This is a genomic window from Alitibacter langaaensis DSM 22999 (assembly GCF_003096995.1).
Classification (GTDB): domain Bacteria; phylum Pseudomonadota; class Gammaproteobacteria; order Enterobacterales; family Pasteurellaceae; genus Exercitatus; species Exercitatus langaaensis.
In genome coordinates this window covers 1-26496 of the sequence record NZ_QENU01000018.1, presented here as the reverse complement: position 1 = coordinate 26496, position 26496 = coordinate 1, and the positions used below count along the sequence as shown (strand labels likewise).

Annotated in this window: 20 protein-coding genes, 1 other RNA gene and 2 pseudogenes; 15 read left to right on the top strand and 8 right to left on the bottom strand. The window is 41.9% G+C overall.

Annotated features, from left to right (window positions below):
• Window positions 1-76: pseudogene (locus C8D76_RS09020) on the top strand (IS1595 family transposase); the annotation flags it as partial.
• 23 nt (window positions 77-99) lie between these two features.
• Here C8D76_RS09020 and lysS read toward each other — a convergent pair.
• Both lysS and prfB read right to left on the bottom strand, forming a co-directional pair.
• Window positions 100-1602, bottom strand: coding sequence for a lysine--tRNA ligase (lysS, locus tag C8D76_RS09015; protein WP_116632454.1), 1503 nt, complete (start codon window positions 1600-1602; stop codon window positions 100-102).
• A gap of 67 nt (window positions 1603-1669) precedes the next feature.
• Window positions 1670-2768, bottom strand: a protein-coding gene (gene prfB, locus C8D76_RS09010; RefSeq protein WP_116632453.1) for a peptide chain release factor 2 whose coding sequence is annotated in 2 segments (ribosomal slippage) — window positions 1670-2692 and window positions 2694-2768 — 1098 coding nt in all. Because the reading frame shifts where the segments join, the coding sequence is not laid out codon by codon here.
• A 172-nt stretch (window positions 2769-2940) separates the two neighbouring features.
• On the opposite strand from prfB, the gene dsbC reads away from it, so the two are divergent.
• The 7 genes from dsbC to purF all read left to right on the top strand — a co-directional run bounded on the left by dsbC (window position 2941) and on the right by purF (window position 9341).
• Window positions 2941-3627: a bifunctional protein-disulfide isomerase/oxidoreductase DsbC gene (gene dsbC / locus C8D76_RS09005; protein WP_116632452.1), complete on the top strand. Its 687-nt coding sequence runs from the start codon at window positions 2941-2943 to the stop codon at window positions 3625-3627.
• Window positions 3628-3692: 65 nt separating this feature from the next.
• Window positions 3693-5414, top strand: coding sequence for a single-stranded-DNA-specific exonuclease RecJ (gene recJ / locus C8D76_RS09000; protein WP_116632451.1), 1722 nt, complete (start codon window positions 3693-3695; stop codon window positions 5412-5414).
• Window positions 5414-6088 carry a thiol:disulfide interchange protein DsbA/DsbL gene (locus tag C8D76_RS08995; RefSeq protein WP_243405836.1) on the top strand — a complete coding sequence of 225 codons (675 nt, stop codon included), beginning with the start codon at window positions 5414-5416 and terminating at the stop codon, window positions 6086-6088. The genes recJ and C8D76_RS08995 overlap by 1 nt, the downstream gene beginning before the upstream one ends.
• Before the next feature lie 7 nt (window positions 6089-6095).
• Entirely contained in the window at window positions 6096-6785 is a 690-nt protein-coding gene (locus C8D76_RS08990) for a 5'-methylthioadenosine/adenosylhomocysteine nucleosidase (RefSeq protein WP_116632449.1), read from the top strand.
• 42 nt (window positions 6786-6827) lie between these two features.
• Window positions 6828-7268 (top strand): terminus macrodomain insulation protein YfbV, encoded by a 441-nt coding sequence (yfbV, locus tag C8D76_RS08985; protein WP_116632448.1) that lies wholly within the window; start codon window positions 6828-6830, stop codon window positions 7266-7268.
• A gap of 102 nt (window positions 7269-7370) precedes the next feature.
• Entirely contained in the window at window positions 7371-7862 is a 492-nt protein-coding gene (locus C8D76_RS08980; RefSeq protein WP_116632447.1) for a CvpA family protein, read from the top strand.
• A 12-nt stretch (window positions 7863-7874) separates the two neighbouring features.
• Window positions 7875-9341: an amidophosphoribosyltransferase gene (gene purF, locus C8D76_RS08975; protein WP_116632446.1), complete on the top strand. Its 1467-nt coding sequence runs from the start codon at window positions 7875-7877 to the stop codon at window positions 9339-9341.
• Between the two features lie 60 nt (window positions 9342-9401).
• Here the strand turns inward: purF and dinB are convergent, their stop codons facing one another.
• Window positions 9402-10472 (bottom strand): DNA polymerase IV, encoded by a 1071-nt coding sequence (gene dinB, locus C8D76_RS08970; RefSeq protein WP_116632445.1) that lies wholly within the window; start codon window positions 10470-10472, stop codon window positions 9402-9404.
• 69 nt (window positions 10473-10541) lie between these two features.
• Entirely contained in the window at window positions 10542-12110 is a 1569-nt protein-coding gene (locus C8D76_RS08965) for a DUF2813 domain-containing protein (protein ID WP_116632444.1), read from the bottom strand.
• A gap of 59 nt (window positions 12111-12169) precedes the next feature.
• On the opposite strand from C8D76_RS08965, the gene C8D76_RS08960 reads away from it, so the two are divergent.
• Together C8D76_RS08960 and ssrA are read left to right on the top strand one after the other, a co-directional pair.
• The gene (locus C8D76_RS08960) at window positions 12170-13078 is read left to right on the top strand and encodes a LysO family transporter (RefSeq protein ID WP_116632443.1); all 909 of its coding nucleotides are present in this window, start codon (window positions 12170-12172) and stop codon (window positions 13076-13078) included.
• 120 nt (window positions 13079-13198) lie between these two features.
• Window positions 13199-13565, top strand: a transfer-messenger RNA (tmRNA) gene (ssrA, locus tag C8D76_RS08955).
• A 144-nt stretch (window positions 13566-13709) separates the two neighbouring features.
• On the opposite strand, the gene pta is transcribed toward ssrA, so the two are convergent.
• From pta to C8D76_RS08935, 4 genes are all read right to left on the bottom strand, one after another.
• Window positions 13710-15851, bottom strand: coding sequence for a phosphate acetyltransferase (gene pta, locus C8D76_RS08950; protein WP_116632442.1), 2142 nt, complete (start codon window positions 15849-15851; stop codon window positions 13710-13712).
• A 194-nt stretch (window positions 15852-16045) separates the two neighbouring features.
• Complete coding sequence (locus C8D76_RS08945; RefSeq protein WP_116632441.1) at window positions 16046-17260, bottom strand: acetate kinase; 1215 nt, start codon at window positions 17258-17260, stop codon at window positions 16046-16048.
• A gap of 256 nt (window positions 17261-17516) precedes the next feature.
• Complete coding sequence (dolP, locus tag C8D76_RS08940; protein WP_116632440.1) at window positions 17517-18104, bottom strand: division/outer membrane stress-associated lipid-binding lipoprotein; 588 nt, start codon at window positions 18102-18104, stop codon at window positions 17517-17519.
• Window positions 18105-18172: 68 nt separating this feature from the next.
• On the bottom strand, window positions 18173-18556 hold the full coding sequence (locus C8D76_RS08935; protein ID WP_116632439.1) for a hypothetical protein: 384 nt from the start codon (window positions 18554-18556) through the stop codon (window positions 18173-18175).
• Between the two features lie 244 nt (window positions 18557-18800).
• On the opposite strand from C8D76_RS08935, the gene C8D76_RS08930 reads away from it, so the two are divergent.
• The 5 genes and pseudogenes from C8D76_RS08930 to C8D76_RS08910 all read left to right on the top strand — a co-directional run.
• A complete protein-coding gene (locus tag C8D76_RS08930) occupies window positions 18801-20111 on the top strand; it encodes an NCS2 family permease (protein WP_116632438.1) in 1311 nt (436 codons plus the stop codon).
• 143 nt (window positions 20112-20254) lie between these two features.
• Window positions 20255-20611, top strand: coding sequence for a DsrE/DsrF/TusD sulfur relay family protein (locus tag C8D76_RS08925; RefSeq protein WP_116632437.1), 357 nt, complete (start codon window positions 20255-20257; stop codon window positions 20609-20611).
• A 66-nt stretch (window positions 20612-20677) separates the two neighbouring features.
• The gene (recB, locus tag C8D76_RS08920; RefSeq protein WP_116632436.1) at window positions 20678-24373 is read left to right on the top strand and encodes an exodeoxyribonuclease V subunit beta; all 3696 of its coding nucleotides are present in this window, start codon (window positions 20678-20680) and stop codon (window positions 24371-24373) included.
• Entirely contained in the window at window positions 24366-26291 is a 1926-nt protein-coding gene (gene recD, locus C8D76_RS08915; protein ID WP_116632435.1) for an exodeoxyribonuclease V subunit alpha, read from the top strand. Before recB ends, recD begins: the two co-directional genes overlap by 8 nt.
• A gap of 104 nt (window positions 26292-26395) precedes the next feature.
• Window positions 26396-26496 (top strand): annotated as a pseudogene (locus C8D76_RS08910) (IS1595 family transposase); the annotation flags it as partial.

The window sequence follows — 26496 nt, the reverse complement described above, 5'->3', positions numbered from 1 at the left end:
GGAATGTGAATTTCGGTTTAACTTTGGAACACCCAAAATGCAGCTAAAAACATTGCGAAAATGGTGTGAAATTTAGGGCTAATCTACGTCAGCCCCAAATTATTTATGACGCATTGCTGGGAATAAAATCACATCACGAATTGACGGTGCATTAGCAAAAATCATCGCCAAACGGTCAATACCCAAACCTTCGCCTGCAGTTGGTGGTAAACCGTGTTCTAATGCCACCACGAAGTCTTCATCTTTAAACATCGCTTCATCATCGCCCGCATCTTTAGCGGCAACTTGTGCATCAAAACGTTCTGCTTGGTCTTCTGCATCATTTAATTCTGAGAAGCCGTTACCAATTTCACGGCCGCCGATAAAGAGTTCAAAACGGTCTGTTACTTCTGGATTTTCATCATTACGGCGTGCAAGCGGCGAAATTTCCGCAGGGTGCGCCATTAAGAATGTCGGCTGAATTAATTGGTGTTCTGCCACTTCTTCAAAAATCGCGTTTACCACAGAACCTAAGCCCCAAGATTTTTGGATCTCGATGCCTAAACCTTTAGCAATTTCCACTGATTTTTCGAAGTTGTCTAAATCTTCACGTTTAATGCCGTTGCCGTATTTCACAATGGCATCGTGCATGGTGATGCGTTCAAATGGTTTGCCAAAATTAAATTCGTATTCGCCGTAAGGAACGGTGGTGGTGCCAAGAATATCAATCGCTAATTTGCGTAATAATTCTTCGGTATTATCCATTAAATCGTGATAATCCGCATAGGCTTGATAGTATTCGATCATGGTAAATTCTGGATTATGACGTACAGAAACGCCTTCATTACGGAAGTTACGGTTTAATTCAAACACGCGCTCAAAGCCACCGACTACTAAACGTTTTAAGTAAAGTTCTGGGGCTATGCGGAGATACATATCCACATCTAACGCATTGTGGTGAGTAATGAATGGTTTTGCCGCCGCGCCGCCTGGAATCACTTGTAACATCGGAGTTTCCACTTCAATGAAGTCTTTTTCTAAGAAGAATTGACGAATCCCTGAAACCACTTTTGAGCGGATCATAAAGGTGCGGCGAGAATCTTCGTTAGAAATTAAATCTAAATAACGTTGACGATAACGGGTTTCTTGGTCAGTTAAGCCTTGCACTTTGTTTGGCAATGGGCGTAGTGATTTGGTTAATAATTCCACTTCAGAACAACGAACTGTGAGTTCGCCTGTTTTAGTTTTGAAAAGCGCACCAGAAACGCCCACAATATCGCCCAAATCCCACATACTGACTTTATCGGCATATACGCCTTCCGCCAAGTTATCACGAGCGATATAAAGCTGGATTTGACCGCTAACATCTTGAATCGTAAAGAAAGATGCCTTGCCCATCACACGTTTAAGCATAATACGACCAGCGACTTTTACTTGAATATCCTGTTCTTTTAACGCTTCGCCCGCGACTTCATCATATTGTGCGTGTAATTTTTCTGCATAAGCATCACGGCGGAAAGTATTCGGGAAAGGATTGCCTTGTTCGCGTAATTTAGCTAATTTCTCACGGCGCGCTAACATTTCACCGTTAAAATCTAATTCTTGAGTTTGTTGTTCTGACATGTTGTTACCTTAAATTATATTGAAAATTATTGCAGAGGCGATGTGAGCCATCTTTGCAAAATTGTGATTACAAACCTGCTTTTAGGCTTGCTTCGATAAAACGATCTAAATCTCCGTCAAGCACCGCTTGAGTATTGCGATTTTCTACGCCTGTGCGTAAATCCTTAATGCGGGAATCGTCTAACACATAAGAGCGAATTTGGCTCCCCCAACCGATATCTGATTTAGAATCTTCTAATGCTTGTTTATCCGCATTTTTCTTTTGTAATTCCATTTCATAGAGTTTCGCTTTCAACTGTTTCATACATTGATCTTTGTTTTTATGTTGAGAGCGATCGTTTTGGCATTGCACTACGATGCCACTTGGAATATGAGTAATTCGCACCGCACTTTCGGTTCGGTTAACGTGCTGACCGCCAGCCCCTGACGCGCGATAAACATCAATGCGTAAATCAGCGGGATTGATTTCGATATCAATATCATCATCAATTTCAGGATAGATAAACGCCGCGGCAAAAGAGGTGTGGCGGCGATTATTGCTATCAAATGGGCTTTTGCGCACTAAGCGATGGATTCCCGTTTCTGTGCGCAACCAACCGAATGCGTATTCGCCTGACACTTTAATTGTCGCTGATTTTAATCCTGCTACATCGCCGTCTGAAACTTCCATTAATTCGGTTTTGAACCCTTTGCTTTCCGCCCAACGGAGATACATACGCAGCAGCATTTCTGTCCAGTCTTGTGCTTCTGTGCCGCCTGAGCCTGCTTGTAAATCTACATAGCAATCGCAAGCATCGTGTTCACCACTGAACATTCGGCGAAATTCTAATTTTTCTAAACCTTGTTCCAGTTCGTCAAGTTCTGCCACCGCTTCATTGAAGGTTTCTTCATCTTCGCCTTCAATGGCAAGTTCTAACAAACCATCAACATCTTCTAAACCTTGATCTAGCTTCTTGATTGTATCCACAACCGCCTCGAGCGAAGAACGTTCTTTACCTAAAGCCTGTGCTTTTTCAGGTTCATTCCATACATCGGGCTGTTCCAATTCCGCATTTACTTCTTCTAAACGCTCAACCTTGGCGTCGAAGTCAAAGATACCCCCTAAGCACATTGGTGCGCTCAGAAAGATCGGCAATTTTGTTTTTTACTGGGTTAATTTCAAACATTTCTTTGTTTTATCAGTGAAAAATAAGCGCTGATTATAGGCGTTTTTAGGTTTTTTTTCTACTAGATTTATCATTGAAATCGAGTAGGGCTATCATTCTATGCTTGCACTCTAAAACAATCCCTTTATAATTTGGTCGTTTATATTCTTTTATCATTATTTAGGAACAAAAAATGAAGAAAATTTTGACCGCACTTTCATTGTCTGCCGCAGCGATATCATTTAGCGCGATTGCAGATGATGCGGCAATTATTAATAGTTTAAAAAGTCTTGGTGCATCAAAAGTCGAAGTTAAGCCTTCGCCAATTAAAGGCATCAAAACGGCGGTGACGGATCAGGGCATTTTGTATGCCTCAGAAGATGGCAAATATGTGTTGCAAGGGAAATTATTTGAATTAACCCAGCAAGGCGCGGTTGATGTTTCAGCCAAAGCATTAATGGGCACCTTGGAAAGCTATAAAAATGAAATGATTGTTTATCCAGCCAAGCAAGAAAAATATGTGGTTACGGTATTTATGGACATCACTTGTTATTATTGCCATAAACTCCACGAGCAAATGAAAGAATATAATGATTTAGGGATTACCGTGCGTTATCTTGCTTTCCCGCGCAAAGGCATGGACCAAACCGCAGAGCAAATGGAGGCGATTTTCACCGCTAAAAATAGTGCTCAAGCCTTAAATGACGCTGAACAAGGCAATTTACCTAAACAGCTTAAAACACCAAATATCGTGAAAAAACATTATGAGCTCGGCATCCAATTAGGCGTGCGTGGAACACCAACTATTGTGACATCCAGTGGCGAATTAATCGGTGGTTATCTGCCGCCTAAAGAGCTTTTAGCCGCATTAGAAAATTAATGGTTTGAACGCATAATCGCCTTGTTTTTAATGTGTTTTTTCTATTTGATGTGAAGTTGTAACCAGTGAATAAACTTATCCAACGCCGCTATATCCCTAGCGGCACACCTGTGCATGACGATCCTTTACTTGATCGTCTATATCGTTCTCGCCATATTCAAAATAAAGCAGAATTAGACCGCACTTTGCAAGCGATGCATTCGCCTTTTTTGTTAAAAGGCATTGAAAGTGCGGTGGAAATTTTAGCCGTTTCTCGTGACAAAAAAATCATCATCGTGGGCGATTTTGATGCTGATGGCGCAACCAGTACCGCGCTTAGCGTCAGCGCTTTGCGCCAGCTTGGTTTTACCGATGTGAATTATTTAATTCCTAATCGTTTTGAACAAGGTTATGGCTTGAGTGTACCTGTGGCTGAAATGGCGTTAGAACGTGGGGTAGAGTTGTTGATCACGGTTGATAACGGAATATCCTCTTTAGAGGGCGTGGCTTATCTGAAAAACAAGGGCGTTCAGGTTATCGTGACCGATCACCATTTACCGCCCGAACAGTTGCCTAATGCCGATGCCATTGTGAACCCAAATTTAACGGATTGTGCTTTTCCTTCAAAATCTTTAGCGGGGGTCGGTGTTGCTTTTTATGTGATGCTCGCATTACGCACTAAATTGCGCGAAATGGGCGTGTTTGATGCGAAAAGCCAACCGAATTTCACCGCATTATTGGATTTAGTGGCATTGGGAACCATTGCCGATGTTGTGCCTTTAGATCAAAATAATCGTATTTTGGCTTATCAAGGGCTTGCACGGATCAAAGCATCTCATTGCCGTTGTGGGATTCGTGCATTGGTTGAAGTGGCAAATCGAGATATTAGCAAACTGGCAGCCAGTGATTTAGGTTTTTCTATTGCACCGCGTTTAAATGCCGCGGGGCGGTTAGATAATATGTCCATTGGCGTGGAACTGCTGCTTGCGGAAACCATGGAAACGGCGCGAGCATTGGCATTAGAGCTAGACGAACTAAACCAAACGCGCAAAGAAATTGAACAAGGCATGAAACTCGAAGCGCTCGAAATTTGCCGAAAATTGACCGCACTTCAAGGCGAAAATGCGCAACTTCCATTGGGGCTGGCGTTATATCAGGCGGATTGGCATCAAGGTGTATTGGGCATTTTAGCCTCGCGTATCAAAGATCAATTTCATCGCCCCGTGGTGGCTTTTGCCCAAGATGGCGAAAATATCTTAAAAGGCTCGGCACGTTCGATTGAAGGGCTACATATGCGTGATGCCTTAGAGCAGATCCATCAACGCTATCCCAATATGATTTTGAAATTCGGCGGCCATGCTATGGCGGCGGGATTAAGTATTCAGGCTGAGTTGTTTGAGCAATTCCAGAGCGCATTTAATGAAATTGTGACGGAATGGCTAGGCAAGGATAAACTTCAAGGCACAATATGGACAGATGGCGAATTGGCTGCAAAGCAAATGACAGTCGAAACCGCTGAACGATTGCGCACGGCAGGCCCTTGGGGGCAAGCCTTCCCTGAGCCTGTGTTTGACGGCAAATTCAAAATTTTGCAGCAACGTTTAGTCGGCGAGCGTCATTTAAAAATGTTGTTAGAGCCAGAACAGGGCGGACAACTGTTAGATGCCATTGCCTTTAACATTGATACTCGCTATTATCCCGATCAATCCATTCACATCGCGAAATTGGTCTATAAATTGGATATAAATGAATTTCGTGGCAATCGTGATGTACAGTTATTAGTGGACTATATAGAACCTGTAACATAATGAAATATTGGTATTTTTTCTGTTTATTTTGCTTGATCCCCAGTGCTTTCGCCGCAGAAAGTACAGGCATTGCTATTCCTGAAAAAAATACCCAAACCTTTGAAGAAGGCAAAGATTATTTCTCTTATAGTGAACCAATTGAAGTTGATGAAAAAACGGACGGCAAAATTATTATTCAATCCTTTTTCGATTACGATTGCCGCAACTGTTCTCGCGTACAAGATTTGTTAGAGCTTTATGTGCAAATCAATGTGAGCCACGTGCTTTATTTGGAATATCCCATTGCGCTCAAAAATAATCAATTTTCTGCCCGCACTTTTTATGCGTTGCAGGCGGTGGGGCGAGCTGATGTATCCGATTCGCTGATGTTTGAAACTATGGACGAACGGGAATATCGAAAATTATCAAAAATGGGTTCTCTCACCAATTGGCTCGAGAAAAAAGGAGTCGATGGACGCACATTTAAAGAAATGTATGACTCGGATGAAATCAATCTTGCCGTGCAACAAAGCATTGAAATGACAGAAAAATATGGGGTATTTACCTATCCTTTTGTCGTGATAAATGGAAAATATGTGCTAACGAATAGCACGCTTTACAGCGACGACTACACCTTTGCGGTGTTAGATTTCTTGATTCAAAAAATTGATGCAGAAATGCACCCAACACACTAGGAAAACTATGAAAATTGGTATTGTAGGCGCGATGGCGCAAGAAGTGGAAATTTTAGCAAATTTAATGACCGACAAAACAGAATTAAAGGTGGGATGTGCGGTCATTTTTGAGGGAAAAATTCACGGCAAACCCGTGGCATTATTGCAATCGGGAATCGGCAAAGTCGCGGCCGCAATGGGCACTACCGCGTTGTTACAATGTGCCAAACCCGATGTGGTGATCAACACAGGATCCGCAGGCGGTGTGGTGGCTGGCTTGAACATTGGGGATATTGTTATCTCTCAACAAACGGCTTATCACGATGCCGATGTAACAGCATTTGGTTATGCAAAAGGGCAGTTGCCTGCTTGCCCTGAAAAGTTTAAATCAGATGAAAAATTGACCGCACTTGCTGAACAAGTGGCAGCTGCGCAAGGGCATAATGTGAAATATGGTTTGATTTGTTCGGGCGATAGTTTTATTGCAGGTGGTGAGCGTCTAGCGCAAATTAAAGCGGATTTCCCTGATGTTACCGCTGTGGAAATGGAAGCTGCCGCCATTGCCCATGTTTGCCATGCCTTTGGCGTGCCCTTTGTGGTGGTTCGTGCTATTTCTGATGCGGGCGATGGCGAAGCCAGTATGTCTTTCGATGAGTTTTTACCTTTGGCGGCAAAAATGTCATCGCAGATGGTATTGGGTATGTTAGACAAACTTTAGTATTCGGCTCGCCTTAATGGCGAGTTTTGTTTTAAGGATAATATGGGTTTCTTTTCTCTGTTAAAAAAAGGGCAAAAATACGCGGACAGTTGGTTATCTCACCCCAAGCTTGCGGCGATTTTTCCTGAAAGTCGCGTGATTAAAGCGACAAAATTTTCTCAAAAATTGATGCCGTTTATTGCGGTATTTTCTATTGTATGGCAACAAATTTGTGCAAAGCATAATGATGTGGCTTTTTCTTTAGCGATTTTGACCGCACTTTTTGCACTTTGTATTCCGTTTCAAGGTTTGTATTGGCTAGGCAAACGGGCGCAAACGCCCTTGCCAGCGCAAAGTGCGGTCAAATTTGCCCAAATTTCTCAACAATTAGCACAAAAGCAAGTGGCATTGCCCCCAATAGAAAAGCCAACCTATCAAGATCTGGCGGAATTATTGCAAAAAGCGGATCAGCATTTAGGGCGCGAATTTTGGGATGAACTTTAAGCGAAGTTTATTTTCGCGCGATTATTTTATTTTACCCCTACGCAAACGGTTACTTTTTTTGTAGAATAGGGCAATTCTTTTTTGTTACTTCGGAATTTTTGCATGATTGATTATATTATCATCGCCATTATTATTTTTTCTATTGTCGTGAGTTTACTACGCGGTTTCGTGCGTGAAGTGATGTCTCTAGCAAGTTGGGTTGTGGCATTTATTGTCGCCAGCCAATTCTATCCTTATCTCGCCAATTTATTGACTCAAATTGAATCTGAATATATTCGTAACGGTGCTGCAATAGGGATCTTGTTTATTCTCACCTTGATCGTGGGGGCTGTGGTTAATTATGTGATTGGTCAACTTGTTGATAAAACAGGACTTTCTGGCACAGATCGTGTGTTAGGCACTTGTTTTGGTTTCTTGCGTGGTGTGTTAATTGTGGCTGCCATTTTGTTCTTTGTGGATACCTTCACCAATTTCAATCAAAATGAAATGTGGAAAACATCTAAATTAATTCCGCATTTTGCCTTTATTGAGCAATGGTTCTTTGAGCAAATGCAAGCGAATTCAAGTTTTTTAAGTTTACCTACGACTAAATAAGAGGATTGCCAAATGTGTGGTATTGTTGGAATTGTGAGTCAATCTCCTGTAAATCAATCGATTTATGATGCGTTAATGGTGTTGCAACATCGTGGGCAAGATGCTGCAGGGATTGTGACTGTCGATGAAAAGCATTGCTTTCATCTGCGTAAAGCGAACGGTTTAGTGACAGATGTGTTCCAGCAAGTGCATATGGAACGGTTGCGTGGTAATGCGGGTTTAGGGCATGTGCGTTATCCAACGGCTGGCAGTTCCAGTGAATTTGAAGCTCAGCCCTTTTATGTTAATTCGCCCTATGGCATTACTTTGGTTCACAATGGCAATTTAACAAACTCCGAAGAACTAAAAGAAAAACTGTTCAATGTTGCCCGCCGCCATATTAATACTAAATCCGATTCCGAAGCTCTACTCAACATCCTTGCATATCATATTGATCAAATCCATAAACACGCATTAACGCCTGAAGATATTTTCGCCGCCATTCGTGCAACCAATAAAGATATTCGCGGTGCCTATGCTTGTGTCGCGATGATTATTGATCACGGTTTGGTGGCATTTCGTGATCCTAACGGCATTCGCCCATTAGTATTTGGAAAACGTGAAGAGCAGGGGAAAACGGAATATATGTTTGCCTCTGAAACGGTGGCTCTCGATACTGCAGGTTTCGAGTTTGTGCGAGATGTTCAACCTGGCGAAGCAATTTATGTGACCTTTGACGGTGAACTTTATTCAGAAATTTGTGCGGATAACCCTAAATTAACGCCTTGTATTTTTGAATATGTGTATTTTTCTCGTCCAGACTCAACGATTGACGGTGTGTCTGTTTATGCCGCACGTGTGCATATGGGCGAACGCTTAGGGCAGAAAATTGCGCGAGAATGGAAAGATTTGGATATTGATGTGGTTATCCCTGTTCCAGAAACCTCAAATGATATTGCATTGCGCATTGCCACCGTATTAGGTGTGCCGTATCGCCAAGGTTTCGTAAAAAATCGTTATGTTGGCCGCACTTTCATTATGCCAGGTCAAACTCAACGTGTGAGCGCTGTACGCCGCAAATTAAATACCATTTCTTCTGAATTTAAAGGTAAAAATGTATTGCTCGTGGATGATTCTATCGTGCGCGGCACCACGTCTGAACAAATTGTTGATATGGCACGCACAGCAGGGGCAAATAAAATTTACTTTGCTTCTGCTGCGCCAGAAATTCGTTATCCCAATGTGTATGGCATAGATATGCCAACAAAACACGAATTGATCGCTTATGGTCGTGAAGTAGATGAAATTGCTCAATTAATTGGCGTAGATAAATTGATTTTCCAAGATCTTGCCTCGCTTGAAATTTCAATCCAACAAGAAAACCCGCATATTCGCGAGTTTGATACATCAGTATTTACAGGGCAATATGTCACAGGCGATATTAGTCTTGACTACTTGGACAACATTGCCAACCAGCGCAATGACAAAGTCAAAAAATAACGCACAAAAATAACGAAACAATCATAAAGAAAAAACGCATTTTTATAAATGCGTTTTTTATTACCACAATTCCCTTTGTTTTGCTATTTGCTCTGGAATATTCACTTGCACGCCAAGTAAACGTATTGAACGATCTTGGCAACGTTGCCATATTTGTTCTAATAGCGAGACAAAGGTTTCATACTGAAATTTGACCGCACTTTTCTCTAAGGTGGTAACTTGGAAGTTATCAAATTTAAGTTTCACGCCCATTTTTTGGTATTGGTTTAATGGGATATCGGGTTTGTTGCGTAATGTGCGGCGTTCCAGTTCTTGATAGAGCACAGGCAAGATTTCCTTTGCTTGCTCTAGTGTGGTGATATTGTAATGCAAAGTTCGCTCAACGCCGATAGATTTGCGCTCACGGTGCGCCTGAACAGGGCGTTCGTCTATGCCATGGCTAAAATCCCAAATACGTTTGCCAAATTTACCAAATTGATTTAACAAAATCGGCAAGCTCAATTTTTGTACATCAGCACAGGTTTGTAGCCCCATTTTCAGCAAATGTTGATTGGTAACTTTGCCCACGCCAGGGATTTTATGCAAAGGCAAGGTGCGAACAAATTCCTTCACTTCATCAGGGCTGATCACAAATTGCCCGTTCGGTTTATTTTGATCCGAGGCGATTTTGGCTAAAAATTTTAACGGCGCAATGCCCGCAGACGCTGTGAGATGAAGCTCATTGAAAATCGCTTGGCGGATTTCTTGGGCGATCCAAGTGGCAGATCCAGAACATTGCTGGCAATCTGTCACGTCTAAATAGGCTTCATCTAGGGAGAGCGGTTCGATAATCTCGGTGTAACGGCGAAAAATTGCATGAATTTGCTGAGAAACCGATTTGTACAGTTCCATACGCACAGGCAATAAAATTAAATTAGGGCAAAGTTTTAATGCCTGCGCTGTGGGCATTGCGCTGCGGCAGCCAAATTTTCGCGCTTCGTAATTGCAGGTTGTCAACACGCCCCGTTGGTTTGCGCGCCCCCCCACTGCAATGGGTTTGCCAATGAGTGATGGATTTTCGCGCATTTCAACGGCGGCATAAAAACAATCCATATCAATATGAATAATTTTGCGAAGAGATTGAGAAGCCATAAAAGTGCGGTCAAAAAGTCAAAAAATTTTGACCGCACTTTAGCATATTTAACTGTATAAATAAATAGTTTATTGTGTGCGAGTTAAAGTGAGCACCTTTGAAAATAATTTTTTGAACAATAGGGGAATGGATTGTGTGCCACGATTTTTCATTTCATTGGAAAGGGCAATGGCTAAATCCGGTTTTGATGTACGTTGAATGGCGCGTTGAATAATTTTATTCATTGGATAATGCCCATTTCGAGGCTCCCAACGAGAAAGTCGGATAAAAAGATCTTCAAATCCTTCGGTGTAGAAAAAGTGTTCAATATCCGAGCGTGGCAATTGCGTAATGTGCTGACTGTAATTCTCTGGCGTGTCTAACAAACTTTTTACTGTTTCCGCATATTTTCTGCCCGCTTCATCGCCGTCTGTTAAAACATACCACTCTATGCCCATTGCCTGTGCATATTTAATCAGCGGGCGCAAACCCGATTGGGCAAATTCTACAATTCGAACGCCTTCTGTATCAAGATTAACCCCTAATAATTCGGCTAATTCATTGAGTATCCAAACTTCGGTTTCGCCTTCAACGAGAATCCATGTGCGCGCAAAAAGTGCAAGGCTACGATTATGGTGAACATGAAAGGTGAGGCGGCGCAAATCTTCTTTGCCTAAATCGTTACGCGCTAATTGATAAGCGCGGGTGCGATCCGTATAACGCACAAGGCGGCAAATGTCGCGCAAGGCGGCTTGTGAAATGAGCTCCACCGAATTGGTGGTGGTAATACGCTGAATAGGCAGATATTGGGTGAGTTCCCACAAAATAGCCACCATTCGTGGGTGTAAACGGCTTTCTGGCGTTTCAAAAATCAAAATAGGGTGAACAAGATGGGACGCTTCTGCGTGGTTTTCCGTATGGTTTTCTGTATGATTCTCTGCAGTGATGAGCGAAGTCCATAATGCTAAAAATTGTCGCTGTAACTGGCGACTTTCATCTTGTTTTAATTTTGCGCAAAGTTGTTTTAAATCGTCCCATAAGATCGTTGCATCAAACACGGGATCTTCCAACGGTGTCTGCATAAAATAATGCTGTAACAGGGTAATAATCGCATTAAATTCACGACTATATTCGCCGTCAGTAATTGGATGTGGCGTAGTGGTGGAATGAAGTTTTTGTTTATTAAGATAGGCATCACGAAAACGATAAATGGGATAACGATTAATTAAAATTTTGGCAATTTTGACCGCACTTTTTTCCTCGATCTGCTCGCCTTGTTCATTTAAGAAAGAGTAGTGGGTGATGATTTTGTCATTTTGTTTTTCGCCAGAAACGCGCAAATAAATTCGCTCTAAACCATCTTCATTCGGCACTAATACCGATTGCAAATCTTGATTATGCTTTGCGTTATCTTCTTTGTTGTCGCGCGCGGAAAAGGTGAAAAGAAGCGTGATATCCTGCTGTTCATCAGATTGGTGAAAGTCTTCAGCAGTGAATTGATAAAGGCTGTTTTTGCCATTTAGAATAAGGCTAAGGGCGGCGAGTAGGCTCGATTTCCCCCATGCATTTTCCCCGATTAATAGCATATTTGGGCGTAAGTGAATGGATAAACGCTTGATGCCGCGAAAACCCATAATTTCAAGTTGGCGTAAATACATTTGGTCGTTCCATTATTTTTTAGCTAAAATACCACACTTTTATTTGAAATGAGAGCGTTATGTTTGAAGGATTATTAATTGTGCTTGTGCCAATGGTGTTGGGATATTTGATTAAAACCCGACAAAGCGCCTTGCTGAGTGCGGTAAATCGCATTGTGATGATCTTGCTTTATGTGATTTTATTTGTGATGGGAATCTCTTTGGGGCAACTGGATGATGTCTTAGCGAAATTGCCTAATATCGGTTTTTCTGCCTTGACATTTGCGGTGTTAATCATCGCTTGTAATCTGTTTGGGTTATTGATTTACGACAAACTAAACCCCGCGCCATTAAAGCAATTAGGCTCAGATATGCCTCCACGGTTGCGATTATTATTTGATAGCCTAAAACTCTGCTCAATGGTGCTGTTGGGCTTTATGGTGGGCTTTTTTAGCCAAGGGCTGTTTGTGCTGCCCTCTAATGCGAGCACCTATGTTTTAGTGGTTTTAATTTTCTTTGTGGGCATTCAGCTGCGCAATAATGGCATTTCCTTGCGTGAAGTTTTGTTTAATAAACGCGGGATTTATACGGGGATCATTATGATTATAACTTCCTTGATTGGCGGCATATTCTCTGCGCTCACATTGAGTTTGCCGATTAGTCAAGGCTTGGCGATTTCTTCAGGGTTAGGCTGGTATTCGCTTTCGAGTGTGGTGATCAATGATGCATGGGGGCCTGTTTTTGGAAGTATTGCGTTTTTTAACGATTTAGTGCGTGAAATTTTAAGTTTATTTATCATTCCATTTTTTATGTTTCGTTATCGTTCCACTGCAGTGGGCATTGCTGGCGCAACAGCGCTGGATTGCACATTGCCGATCATTCAGCGTTCTGGCGGTATGGAAGTGGTGCCACTTGCCATTAGTTTTGGCTTTGTAACGAATATTGCACCACCTATTTTATTAGTGTTTTTCTCATCAATTCCGCTTTAATAGCGGGCGAGAAGGAAATTATTTTTGCTTAATAGTTAAGCATTAAGTGGGGTTTAGTCGTGGATTTAGAGCAAAGTTCTTGGTGTTCGAATAAATTTTTGCTAAACTGACCGCACTTTTGGGGCTGATTCTGGATTCGACGGGATTAGCGAAGTCCAAGGTGCACGTCGAGGTGCGGTAGGCCTCGTAAATAAACCGCAAAAAAATAGTCGCAAACGACGAACAATACGCTTTAGCAGCTTAATAACCTGCTCATAGCCTTCGCTCCCTAGCTTCCGCTCGTAAGACGGGGATCAAGCGGAGTCAAACCCAAACGAGATCGTGTGGACGCTTCGGCTTGGAGATCGAAACACTAAATTGAATCAAGCTAGTTTATTTCTTGCGTGTCTGTCCGCTGGGGGTAAGCGAAATTAAAGACTAGACTAAACGTGTAGTGCTGAAGATGGAGTAATTTCGGACGCGGGTTCAACTCCCGCCAGCTCCACCAAATTGAAAACCTATAAGATTTTATAGATACAAAGAAAGCCTTGAATTATAAGAGTTCAAGGCTTTTTTATTGTCACTAAAAAAGATAAAAAATAACCGCACTTGATTTGCTCAAAGTGCGGTTAAAATTCAATTAATTTTACAATTAAGCTTGAGTAGCTTGAATTGCAGTTAAGGCGATAGTGTAAACGATATCGTCCACTAATGCACCGCGTGATAAGTCATTCACTGGTTTGCGCATACCTTGCAGCATCGGGCCGATTGACACTAAATCAGCAGAGCGTTGCACCGCTTTATAGGTTGTATTACCTGTATTTAAATCTGGGAAGACAAACACGGTTGCTTTACCAGCCACTGGTGAATTTGGTGCTTTAGATTTTGCCACATCTGCCATCACCGCTGCGTCATATTGTAACGGACCATCTATGAGTAAATCAGGGCGTTTTTCTTTGGCAATGCGAGTTGCTTCTTTCACTTTCTCAACATCAGCACCTGCACCAGAGGTTCCAGTAGAGTAAGAAATCATCGCCACTTTTGGATCTACGCCGAATGCTTTGGCAGAATCTGCGGATTGAATCGCAATTTCCGCTAATTGTTCTGCTGTCGGATCTGGGTTTACCGCACAGTCACCATAAACAAGCACTTGGTCTGGTAATAGCATAAAGAAGATTGAAGAAACAATCGAGCTACCTGGTGCTGTTTTGATAATTTGCATTGGTGGGCGAATGGTGTTTGCAGTGGTGTGAACGGCACCTGAAACTAAACCGTCAACCTCGTTGGCTTCTAACATCATTGTACCTAATACAACGGTGTCTTCTAATTGCTCACGAGCCGCCGCTTCGGTCATACCTTTTGCTTTACGCAATTCAACAAGGCGAGCCACATAGTTTTCACGAACAGATTCTGGATCGATGATCGATACACCGTTGCCTAAAGTCACACCTTGTGCTTTAGCAACACGTTGAACATCTTCAGGTTTTGCCAATAATACACATTCTGCAATACCGCGTTCTGCACAAAGTGCAGCAGCTTTGATTGTACGCGGTTCATCACCTTCTGGAAGTACAATACGTTTTTTCGCTGCACGCGCAAGTTCGGTTAATTGATAACGGAATGCAGGTGGAGATAAGCGGCGAACTCGTGTTGAACCGCCAACTAATTGATGGATAAATTCTGGATCGAATTGTTCGCTAGTATATTGTTTGATGCTTTCGATACGTTCTTTATCATCCACTGGCACTTCAAGATTAAAGCTTTGTAAGCTTAATGCTGTTTGCCATGTGTTGCCTTCAATACGGAAAACGGGAAGACCAGTTTTTTCAAATGAACGTTGGCATAATTTGCTGAATGCGCTGTCAATTTTGTAGCCACCAGTGAGCAATACACCGCCTAACTCAATACCGTTATCAGAAACCAAAGCAGCTGCCGCTAATACATCAGGACGATCTGCCGAAGTAACTAATAAATCACCTGTATGGAAATGTTCAACCATATGATGCAATGAACGTGCGCAGAAAGTAATACCGCGAATACGGCGAGTTTTCACATCACCTTCATTGATAATGCTTGCGCCTAAGTGATTTACTAAGTCAATCGCACGCGTAGCGATTAAATCTTGCGACCAAGGAATGCAAGCCAATACTTTAATCGGGCTATTTTTGAATAAGCGATAAACATCACTTGGGTTATTATGGCTGTGTTGGAATGAATCAAAAATCTCAGTTAAATCAGGGCGAGTACGACCAGAATCATCCACTGGTGCATTAAATTTATTGATCACTACACCTAATAAATTTGGATTATCTTTTCCACCAAATGATGATGCCGCCGCTTCTACGCGTTCTTTTAATTCAGCTGGTGTTTCAGTTGCAGGTGCTGCCACTAACACGATTTCTGCATCAAGTGCTTGTGCAATTTCAAAGTTTACACGGTTTGCGTAGCTGTGTTTTTGGGTAGGAATTAAGCCTTCAACAACGATGATATCGTTATTTTTGGCTAATTCTTGATAATTAGCGACGATTTTTTCAAGTAATACGTCTGTTTGTTTGTTACCAATTAAGGTTTCCGCTTCGCTCAGCATAACTGGAGTAGCGGCTTCCAATGAAGTAGATGTACGCACGATTGAGGTGGTACGGTCAATTTTGTCTTCGCCTGAAACAGGTTGTGAAATGGGTTTCATAAAACCGATTTTAGCGCCTTTTTGTTCAAGCGCACGGATTAAACCAAGACTAACGCTGGTTAAACCCACACCCGCACTCACTGGGGTAAGAATAATTGTATGAGCCATATTTTTTCCTATGTTTGTAGGTGAATTTATTTTTTCACCAAACGATTAAAATGGATAAAGTCGTTGAGCAAATCAGCCCAGCTTACCAAGTTAACCTAACTTACAAAGTGCGGTTAAAAATAGCAAAATTTTGACCGCACTTTTGAGTTCTTCATAAATAAAAACTGCCGAAAAATTCGGCAGCGTTGAGTTAATTAGATGCAAAGACGCGCTGTGTCTTGTGCAATCACTAATTCTTCATTGGTTGGGATTACCATTGCAACTGGTGTGTTGTCTGCGGTAATCACCCCTTCGTTACCGAAACGAGCAGCTAAGTTTTTCTCGTTGTCGATTTGGTAACCGAATAATTTTAAGTGATTTAATGTGATTTCACGAACATGTGCAGAGTTTTCGCCGATACCACCAGTGAAGACGATAGCGTCTAAACGTTCACCGATAACCGCCATGTATGAACCGATGTATTTTGCTAAACGGTAGCAGTAAACATCCATTGCTCGGCGAGCAGGTACGCGTAATGATTCATCTTCACTATCGTAGTTATCTTCTGCAAAACGGCAGTCGCTAGTCACTTCTGTTAAGCCTAAAAGACCTGATTTTTTGGTTAAGGTGGTGTTGATTTCATCCACAGACATACCTAATGTATCGTGCATATAGAACACGATCGCCGGGTCGATATCGCCTGAGCGAGTCCCCATGACTAAACCTTCTAATGGCGTTAATCCCATTGACGTATCAATACATTCACCGTGACGAACTGCAGAAACTGAACCACCATTACCTAAGTGGCAAGTGATGACGTTGATTTTGTCTTCCGCAACGCCTAAACGTTTTGCAGCTTCGCGGCTAACAAAGTAGTGGCTTGTACCATGCGCACCATAACGGCGAACACTATGTTCTTTATAAAGTGAATATGGAAGTGCGTAAAGATAAGCTTCTTCTGGCATTGTGGTGTGGAATGCAGTATCAAAAACAGCCACATTTTTATCTTTCAAATGTGGGAACATTTTGAATGCTTCTTTAATACCGATTAAGTGAGCAGGGTTGTGAAGTGGCGCAAATTGGATCGCTTCTTCAATACCTTTCACAACATCATCATTGATTAACACAGAAGATGTGAATTTCTCGCCACCGTGAACGATACGGTGACCGATAGCCATAATACCTTCTTTTAATTCCGGTGCTAATGGGAAGATTTTATTTACGATAAAGTCTAATGCTTCACTGTGAGCTGCACCTGCGCCTAGATCTGCATTACCTTTTTCGCCTTGTAATTTCCATTTAATACGTGCTTCAGGAAGATAAAATGCTTCTGCTAAACCTGATAATTTTTCATCACCAGATACAGGATCTAAGATAGCAAATTTTAATGATGAGCTACCGCAGTTAAGGATGAGAACTAATTTTGACATAAATTAACCTATCTTTGGGTTGGGTGGAAAGGGTTCATCATCGATGAACGATTAAAGTCATAACGCGCCATAGAATACACGTTTTGTGAGATAAAATAAATTCAATAACGCAGAAAAAATATGATTTTTATCAAGAAAGTTGAAAAAATCAACAATTGTTATAATAACTGAGAATCGATTATCTATTTTGATGATTTAACGTAGCAAAAAAGTGCGGTCAAAAATTCTTAATTTTTTAACCGCACTTAGATTGAGATTAGTTCAAGTATTTAAATACTTTCATCACACGTTTAACGCCAGAGACTTCGCTTGCCACTTTTGCTGCAGCCGCTGCTTGATCTTGGGTAACATTACCCATTAAATAAACGGTGCCGTCTTCTGTAATGGCTTTGATATCAGTGGTTTTTACTGCTGAATCTATCAACATATTCGATTTCACTTTGGTGGTGATCCAGCTGTCTTGCGAACGCTGTGTTAAGCTAATTGGCGAACCAATGCTCATTTCATTATAAATGTTATCAGCGCTGACGCCATCTACACCTTTGGCAAGATTGGTGGCTGTTTCTTTTGCCACGTCGTTTGGCACTTGCCCGATTAATAAGACACGTCCACTATAAGCCACTGTAACAACGCGTCCTTCTTCTTTAATTTGTTCGTCTTTGGTGATCGCATCATAGACTTTGAGTTCTAAGGTTTCATCATCAATTTGTGTGCCTGCAGTACGAGGGTCTGTGGCAACTTTGCCACCTACCGCTGCGCCGCCTAATAATGCGGCAGCACAACCTTGCAATAATAATGCTGAACCTAAAATGAATGCGAATTTTTTTACATTTTTAATAGCCATAAACATCTCCTTAAAAACTATCACATAGTTTGCGGTTTACCCGCTATGCTGTCAACTTTTTTATTCAATTAATGGCGATAGAAAATTGAACGCGAATGTCCACGTTGGTCGATTTCGCTTTGTGTACGATGTTTTATTTCCGTGTGTTGTAATCTTGAGCTATTTATTCTATGGGATTGCATATTGGGATGATGCTCTATCTGTTCCTGATGTTGTTGGTGTTCCATTCTTTGTTGTATTTGTTGCTGATGTATTGAGCGATGATGGCTGCGTTCTTCATGTTTCATTTTATGATGCCCCCAAGCTGAATGTTGTTCATGGTGCATTGTTCGATGATTAAAACCACGATCATAATCATGATGAGAGTGATAGTATCCATCATCCAAAGGGACACAAGCGATTAAACTAGTTGCAGTCATGAAAAGTGCGGTCAAAGAAATCCATTTTTTCATATCAATGTTCTCGTTAATGTTATCTAAATTGATAGACAGTAAATTATCGTAAAGAATAAATTTTTAGTGCAAAGATAACGTATTTTGCACGCGGGGTTAGACTAGAAAATTATGCAGAAATTCCCCACGTTTTTCAGAAAAATTATTAAAATTTTGACCGCACTTTAGTGATAAAAAGCAGTCGCGGGTTTTTGTTAAATTTGATAGAATTTTTTCGCAATTAACTCGATGCAAGGAACCAATAATGTCATCACAATCTTTTTTATCTCGTTTTTTTAAGTTCGATGAGAAACAAACCACCACGAAAACCGAAATCGTGGCGGGGATTACCACCTTTTTCACCATGGTGTATATCGTATTTGTGAACCCGTCTATTTTGGGCGATGCAGGTATGGATAAACAAGTGGTGTTTGTGACCACCTGCCTGATTGCTGGCTTTGGCACCATGGCAATGGGGATATTCAGTAATTTACCTATCGCCTTAGCGCCCGCCATGGGCTTGAATGCGTTTTTTGCCTATGTGGTTGTGGCAAAATTGGGTTATTCGTGGGAAATCGGCATGGGCGCTATTTTCTGGGGTTCAATCGGTTTATTCCTATTAACCTTATTCCAAATTCGCTACTGGCTGATGGCATCTATTCCGCTTGGCTTGCGTGTGGGTATTGGCGCGGGGATTGGCTTGTTTATCGCCTTAATTGGTTTCAAAAATATGGGCGTTGTTGTGGCAAATCCTGCGACTTTAGTTGCCCTTGGCGAATTGCACGATCCGAAAGTGCTAATGGGAATTCTAGGTTTCTTTATTATTACCGTGTTGGCTGCGCGCAATATCTATTCAGGCGTATTAGTGTCGATTGTGGTCGTCACTGTATTAGCCTTAAATTTTGATCCAAATGTGCAATTCCACGGCATGGTTTCTATGCCACCAAGCCTTGATGCCGTTGTGGGCAAAGTGGATATTATGGGCGCATTAGATACCGCATTACTCGGTATTATTTTCTCTTTCTTGCTCGTGAATTTATTTGACTCATCAGGCACATTGCTCGGCGTTACTGAAAAAGCAGGACTCACCGATAAACGGGGGCGTTTCCCTAAAATGCGTCAAGCGTTGTTTGTTGATAGTGTCAGCGCAGTAACGGGTTCATATATTGGTACATCAGCGATTTCTACCTATGTGGAAAGTGGCGCAGGCGTATCCGTGGGCGGTCGCACTGGTTTAGTCGCCGTGGTTGTCGGTTTATTATTTTTACTCACCATTTTCCTTTCGCCATTGGCGGGTTTAGTGCCTGCTTATGCGACTGCAGGGGCGTTGGTGTATGTGGGGATCTTAATGGCATCAAGCCTAATCAAAGTGGAATGGGATGATTTAACCGAAGCAACGCCAGCCTTTATCACCGCGTCAATGATGCCTTTTACTTATTCAATCACCGAGGGCATCGCATTTGGTTTCATCAGCTATTGTGTGATGAAAACATGCACAGGCAAAATCCGTGAAATCAATGCGCCAGTGTGGGTGGTATCTATTTTATTCTTAATCAAATTTATTTGGGTGGGATAAGATTTCACTCAAAAAATAGTGAAAATTTTGACCGCACTTTTAGCTTGATAAAAGAAGGGCTTAGCTTTTGGCAAGCCCTTCAATTAAAATTTACTTGTTCACTTGACTCAATCATCTCACTCAGTCAAATCAAAGGAAAATATATGCAAAAGTTACTTTTTATCTTCAACGAATCACCATACGGCACAGAAAAAACATTTAATGGTTTACGTTATGCCGTGAATCTTTTGGAAGAATATGGCAAAGAAGTGGAAGTGAAAGCGTTCTTCTTTTCCGACTCTGTTCTTGCTGGTTTGGCGGGGCAGCATCCGAATGACGGATACAACGTGCAGCAGACGTTAGAAGTGCTAACGGGATTGGGCGCGGAAGCTAAACTATGCACAAGCTGCACCAAAGCCCGCGGCATTACAAATTTACCCTTAGTGGACGGTGTGACAGTGGGGACTTTAGATGATGTCTCCGCTTGGACATTATGGGCGGATAAAGTCATCAATTTCTAATTAAATTTTAGCGTTATTTATGCTAGGCTAGCGACATTATCGCTAGCTTTTTTGTTGTTAAAAATTATGTCAAAAACGACCGCACTTCAAGCCATTTCAACCCCCTTGACTTCCGTTACTCTCATTGAAGCCTCAGCAGGAACGGGCAAAACGTTCACCATGGCGTCTTTGTATTTGCGCTTATTATTAAACATTGGCGAAAATGAATTTGGACGCCCTTTAAATGTGAATGAAATTCTGGTGGTAACCTTTACGGAAGCCGCCACCCAAGAACTTAAAGCGCGTATTCGCCAACGGATTCAGCAGGCGAAAAATCAATTTATTGACTATCAAAAAACGAAAGAACTGGCGATTTTTGCCGACAGCGATAATCGTTTTTTAGTGCAAGATCCAGAAACCGAAACGCTAACCGCACGTTATCTTGAGCAATTAGATCTGGATATCGCCATTCAGCAGCTTAAATTTGCGGAACAAAATATGGATTTGGCAGCGATTTATACCATTCATAGTTTTTGTCATCGCACCTTAAAACAATACGCCGTTAATTCGGGGATTCATTTTAATCTTGAGTTAGTGACCAATGAAACAACGCTTTTGACCCAGCTAACCAATGCGTTTTGGCGTGAATATTTTTATCCGCAGCCCATAGAAGTGGCGCAATTTATTGCTCAGCATTTGCAATCCCCCGCAGTTTTATTAAACACGCTCAGACCTTATTTAACAGGGGAAACACCAAAACTTGCGTCAAATCGACCGCACTTATTAACCATGTCGTTGCAAGAATTTTTACAAAATGAAATTGGCGCAAAACAACGAGAATTGCGAGAAGTGAGTGATAAGGTAAAAGCGCAGTGGCAGCAGCATTTTGCTCAGATTAAGGCTCTTTTTTTAAATGAATTTGAAAAAGAATCCGTAGGGCTTAACGCAAATAAATTTAAAAGACCTTATTTTGATAATCGAGTGGCAGCAATTGAGCATTGGTGCACTTTTGGCACCGATTTTATACCGCCGAATGAACTTTGGTGTTTCACAAAAAGCTATATTGACGGTGCGTTTAAAAAAGGATTTGAGGCGTTTCAGCACGATTTGTTTGACTGGTTAGAAGAGCAGGAAGAATATTTTAAGACCGCGAGCGAAAGTATCCAGCAAGATAAAATGTGGCTGTTATTTCATTGTGCCAAAGTCTTAAATGAACGTTTAAATGCGCACAAAGAAAGCCATATACAAAAAGGCTTTAACGATTTGCTGCGCTTGCTGAAACAAGCATTAACTTCGGAGAGCGGCGAACAATTAGCCGATCTTATTCGTCATCAATATCCTTTTGCGATGATTGATGAATTTCAAGACACCGATGAACAACAATACGCGATTTTTTCCCACATTTATGTAAACAAGCCCGATTGTGGTTTTATGATGATTGGCGATCCCAAGCAGGCGATTTATAAATTTCGCGGCGCGGATATTTTCACTTATCTTAAAGCCGCAGAAATGGCGGGCGAACAGCGTTTTACCTTAAATAAGAATTATCGTTCCACCCCAGAATTGATTCATGCCGTCAATGAATTGCTCGATTTTGATACGGCTTTTCTCTATGACAAAATCCAATTTGATGCGGTAAAAGCTGGCAAAAATCAACCGCACTTTGTCTTAAACGGCGAAAAGCAAGCGCCCTTGCATTTTTATGTGGAGCAAGAGCGGAGCAGCGATGACGACATTGCAGAATGTTGCGCAGAAAATATTTTGCATTGGCTTGAAAGTGCGGACAAAAATCTAGCAGTTTTTGATGATGACGGAAAACAAAAGCCGCTACAAAGTGATGATATTGCGGTGCTCGTTCGCACAGGCACGCAGGCGGAGAAAATTCAGCAAGCGTTACGCAAGCGCGGTATTGCTTCGGTGTATTTGTCTGATCGTAGTGATGTGTTCTGCACAGAAATCGCCCGAGAATTAGTGCATATTTTGTCCGCTTGCCTGAATGCCACCAATGAACACGCCATTTTGAATGCGGTTTCCACCAGTATTTATGCCTTGAGTGCGGCAGAGATTCAGAAGATTAAACAATCGGAAGCGTTGCTTGAACGTTGGGCAGAGCGTTTTGAAAGCTATTTCAGAACGTGGAAATTTCAAGGTGTTTTGCCGATGTTATATCAACTGTTGTTGGATAAAGGCGAACAAAGCGCCGAATTGAGCATTCCTGAAAAAATATTAGCGTTGCCCAATGGCGAACGCCGTTTAACCGATCTTTTGCATTTAGCCGAATTGTTACAACAAGCCGCGCCGTTAAATGAAAGTGAGGCGGCACTGCTACGCTGGTTTGAACGCCAAGTGCAAGGCGGAGATGAGTCTCAACAGGGAGAAAGCCAAGTGCGGTTAGAATCGGAACAGAAATTAGTGAAAATTGTGACCATTCATAAATCCAAAGGTTTGGAATATGGCTTGGTGTGGCTGCCATTTTTGCATAAAAATATTGGGGACAATCGACGCAATAATGAGATCAGCACTTATCATAATGAACAAGATGAAACCTTGTGGGATATTGAAGAACAGCATAAGGAAGAGTCTGAAAAAGAGCAATTCGCTGAAGAAATGCGCTTAATTTATGTGGCGTTGACCCGTGCAAAATATCATCTTTCCATTGTTGTGCCGCAAATGTTTACCGATTGGAATGGCTGGCTTTATGTGCTGACGCGCGGCGAAATTGGTATGAAAAAGAAAATAGATGGCAAACGAAATGGCGCAGATCTTGCGAGCCAAATTCAAAAGCAACTTAACCAAAAACTGGGTGAAAATAGCTGCCAAATATCCGCGCTTTCTGCAAGCTCAGATTTGCGCCAGCTAGATTTGAAAGTGGACTCACAAAATATAGCCGCGGCAGAATTTACTCAATCCATTGAGCAAAATTGGGGAATCACCAGTTTTACCGCACTTGAACGAATGCATAGCAATAAATTAGCCCGTTATCGCTCGCTCAATGAACAAGGTGGCTTATTGGAAATGACTAAAAATGATGATGACGATGGGCGTTCAATCATAGAAACTACGGTTGAAAATCAAGCTTTGTGGGTGGAATTTAGCCAAGGTTTGTCGCCATTAGATTTTCCCCGTGGTCGAATGCAAGGGACGGCATTGCACCGCCTGTTTGAAAAGCAACAATTCGATCAGCCAATCGATCCGCAAATAATTGCGGAAACCTGCCATAAATTGCAGCTTGAGGATGAATGGAACGAAGCATTGCAGCGTTGGATAACACAGGTTTTGCATACACCGATTGACGGCGTGGCATTGGCAGAACTTCCTGCGCAAGATGTGCTGAAAGAAATGCAATTTATGCTAAAAATTGACCGCACTTTTGATGTGAAAGCCTTTAATGCCGCCTTAGAACAGCATCATCCGTTATATCAGCAGCCTTACCAATTTGATGAAATTCAAGGTATGGTACGTGGTGCCATTGACTTGGTTTATCGTCATCACGGGCAATATTATCTTTTGGACTATAAATCAAATGCCTTGGCAGATTACCGCCCAGAAGCCCTTGCCGCCGATATACAGCAACATCATTATGATTTGCAATATTTAATTTATAGCATAGCGTTACATCGCTATTTGCAGCAAAAATTGCCAAACTATGATTACGAGAAGGATTTCGGTGGCGTACGCTATGCCTATTTGCGGGGAATGAATGGTTCGGGAAAAACTGGCGTTTTTGCGGACAAACCTTGCTATGCCTTGATTCAAGCCTTGGAGAAATTATTCTATGCTTAATGTTTTGGCGCAATTGCGTGAATTAAATATGATTACCGCGGCGGATTATTATTTTGCTAAATTGATCGCAGATAAAACACAAGGCGTGAGCCAAGATCCTACTCAACAGGAATTGGTAATTTTGCTAGCCGCACTTTGTCACCAAAGTTATTTGCAAGGAAATAGCTGTTTATACTTGGATAATGATGTGGCGCGTCATCCCTTTGGTTTAGGTTATAAAGCGGAAGAAGTGCATTTGCTCGCAACGATTAAGCAAAATATTGCAGATTTGCCAGTGGCACAATGGCAAAGTGCGGTGGAAAATCATCTCGCTTTTACCACCCAGCCATTACAAAAAGCCGCGCCCTTTGTGTTACAGGGTAATGCAGTTTATTTGTATCGCGCTTGGCAAGATGAACAAACGGTCGTTAATTATTTCAAAAGTGCGGTCAAAAAATCGCAAATTTCGGTGTCTTTCCCCGAGATAAAACAGATCTTAGATCAGTATTTTCCAGAGCGTGAAAACATTGATTGGCAGAAAATTGCTGTCGCCACGGCATTAATACAACCTTTCACTTTAATTGCAGGTGGGCCAGGAACAGGCAAAACCTACACCGTTGCACGCTTACTGGCTGCGATTCAACAATGGCAACTTCAACAAAAATTGCCGCCGTTGCGTATTCGCCTTGCTGCGCCAACTGGCAAAGCCGCCGCTCGCTTAAAAGAGAGTATTGACAATAGCTTAGCGCAAATGCCATTGCCCGAAGAAGTGCGTAAGCAAATTATCACTGAAAGCGAAACCTTGCACCGCTTGCTAGGTGTTCGTCCATTTAAAGATGCGGTGCGTTTTCATGAACAAAATCCATTGCCCTTAGATCTGTTAATCGTTGATGAAGCCTCAATGATCGATTTAGCAATGATGGCGAAATTATTGCGCGCCTTGCCCGAACAAGCGCGGTTAATTTTATTGGGGGATAAAGATCAGCTAGCTTCGGTCGAGGCTGGGGCGATTTTGGCGGAGCTTGGCACCTTTTTCCAGAGCGGATATTCTGCCGAATTTGCCACAAAATTACAGCAAATGACTGGGGCAGTGGTGCCAATTTCTGAATTTTCACCGCCTATTCGCCAACATTTAGCGTTATTAACAAAAAGTACGCGTTTTGATTCCAATTCACCTGTGGGGCAGGTTGCCAAAGAGATTAATGCTATGCAAGCGGAACAGAGCTGGAATTTACTTGCGCAATCCATTCCATTGGTGGAATATGATTGCGATGACAGCAGTGATGAACAGGCATATCGTCAACGTTACCTTCAACATTTGTTGCAAAGTGCGGTGGAAAATTACGCAATTTATTTGGCTAAATTGGCTGATACCACGCAAACAAATGCGACGCCAACAGACGCGGAATTAAAGACAATTTTTGCAACCTTTAATTCTGTGCGTTATTTGACCGCACTTCGAGCGGGCGATTTTGGCGTAGAAAGCCTGAATGAAAAGATTGCTGAGAAATTGCGTCAAAAAGGGTGGGTTCAGTTCAAATATAGCCGAGATTGGTTTAATGGCAAGCCGATTATGGTTACCCAAAATGATGTGAATGTGGGGTTATATAATGGCGATATCGGGCTATATATTGGCAATCGAGTGTATTTTGAGCGGGAAAATGGCTTTAAAAGCGTGTCGATCAATCGTGTTCCTACTCATGAATTAGCCTTTGCAATGACCATTCATAAATCGCAAGGTTCTGAGTTTGCACAAACAGTGGTTGTCTTGCCGCCAGAATATTCACCCATTCTAACTAAAGAATTGCTTTATACCGCGGTAACACGCGCTAAACCTAATTTAATGGTGTTCAGCAGTCGTGAAATTTGGCAACGAGCGGTGCGCAATCCGATCAAACGGCAGAGTGGCATTGGGCGCTTATTAAGCGAGATAGCATAAAGCTGAGATGAAAATATCCTTGTCGTTGATGAAGAACAATCCGAGAAAGTTTCGATAAAAGTTTTGGGGCTGACGTAGATTAGGTACTATGCTAATCTACAAAAATGAATATAACTCATTGTAAACTAAAGAAATCTATACAGAGAAAATTACTTGAATTTTTTGTGCTAGAAGTCACGGCTCGCTCAGCTGCAGATTTACTTGG

Coding starts and splice junctions, on each gene's coding strand:
- lysS (WP_116632454.1), bottom strand. CDS start 1,602: ATGTCAGAACAACAAACTCAAGAATTAGATTTTAACGGTGAAATGTTA.
- dsbC (WP_116632452.1), top strand. CDS start 2,941: ATGAAGAAAATTTTGACCGCACTTTCATTGTCTGCCGCAGCGATATCA.
- C8D76_RS08995 (WP_243405836.1), top strand. CDS start 5,414: ATGAAATATTGGTATTTTTTCTGTTTATTTTGCTTGATCCCCAGTGCT.
- C8D76_RS08990 (WP_116632449.1), top strand. CDS start 6,096: ATGAAAATTGGTATTGTAGGCGCGATGGCGCAAGAAGTGGAAATTTTA.
- yfbV (WP_116632448.1), top strand. CDS start 6,828: ATGGGTTTCTTTTCTCTGTTAAAAAAAGGGCAAAAATACGCGGACAGT.
- C8D76_RS08980 (WP_116632447.1), top strand. CDS start 7,371: ATGATTGATTATATTATCATCGCCATTATTATTTTTTCTATTGTCGTG.
- purF (WP_116632446.1), top strand. CDS start 7,875: ATGTGTGGTATTGTTGGAATTGTGAGTCAATCTCCTGTAAATCAATCG.
- dinB (WP_116632445.1), bottom strand. CDS start 10,472: ATGGCTTCTCAATCTCTTCGCAAAATTATTCATATTGATATGGATTGT.
- C8D76_RS08965 (WP_116632444.1), bottom strand. CDS start 12,110: ATGTATTTACGCCAACTTGAAATTATGGGTTTTCGCGGCATCAAGCGT.
- C8D76_RS08960 (WP_116632443.1), top strand. CDS start 12,170: ATGTTTGAAGGATTATTAATTGTGCTTGTGCCAATGGTGTTGGGATAT.
- pta (WP_116632442.1), bottom strand. CDS start 15,851: ATGGCTCATACAATTATTCTTACCCCAGTGAGTGCGGGTGTGGGTTTA.
- C8D76_RS08945 (WP_116632441.1), bottom strand. CDS start 17,260: ATGTCAAAATTAGTTCTCATCCTTAACTGCGGTAGCTCATCATTAAAA.
- dolP (WP_116632440.1), bottom strand. CDS start 18,104: ATGGCTATTAAAAATGTAAAAAAATTCGCATTCATTTTAGGTTCAGCA.
- C8D76_RS08935 (WP_116632439.1), bottom strand. CDS start 18,556: ATGAAAAAATGGATTTCTTTGACCGCACTTTTCATGACTGCAACTAGT.
- C8D76_RS08930 (WP_116632438.1), top strand. CDS start 18,801: ATGTCATCACAATCTTTTTTATCTCGTTTTTTTAAGTTCGATGAGAAA.
- C8D76_RS08925 (WP_116632437.1), top strand. CDS start 20,255: ATGCAAAAGTTACTTTTTATCTTCAACGAATCACCATACGGCACAGAA.
- recB (WP_116632436.1), top strand. CDS start 20,678: ATGTCAAAAACGACCGCACTTCAAGCCATTTCAACCCCCTTGACTTCC.
- recD (WP_116632435.1), top strand. CDS start 24,366: ATGCTTAATGTTTTGGCGCAATTGCGTGAATTAAATATGATTACCGCG.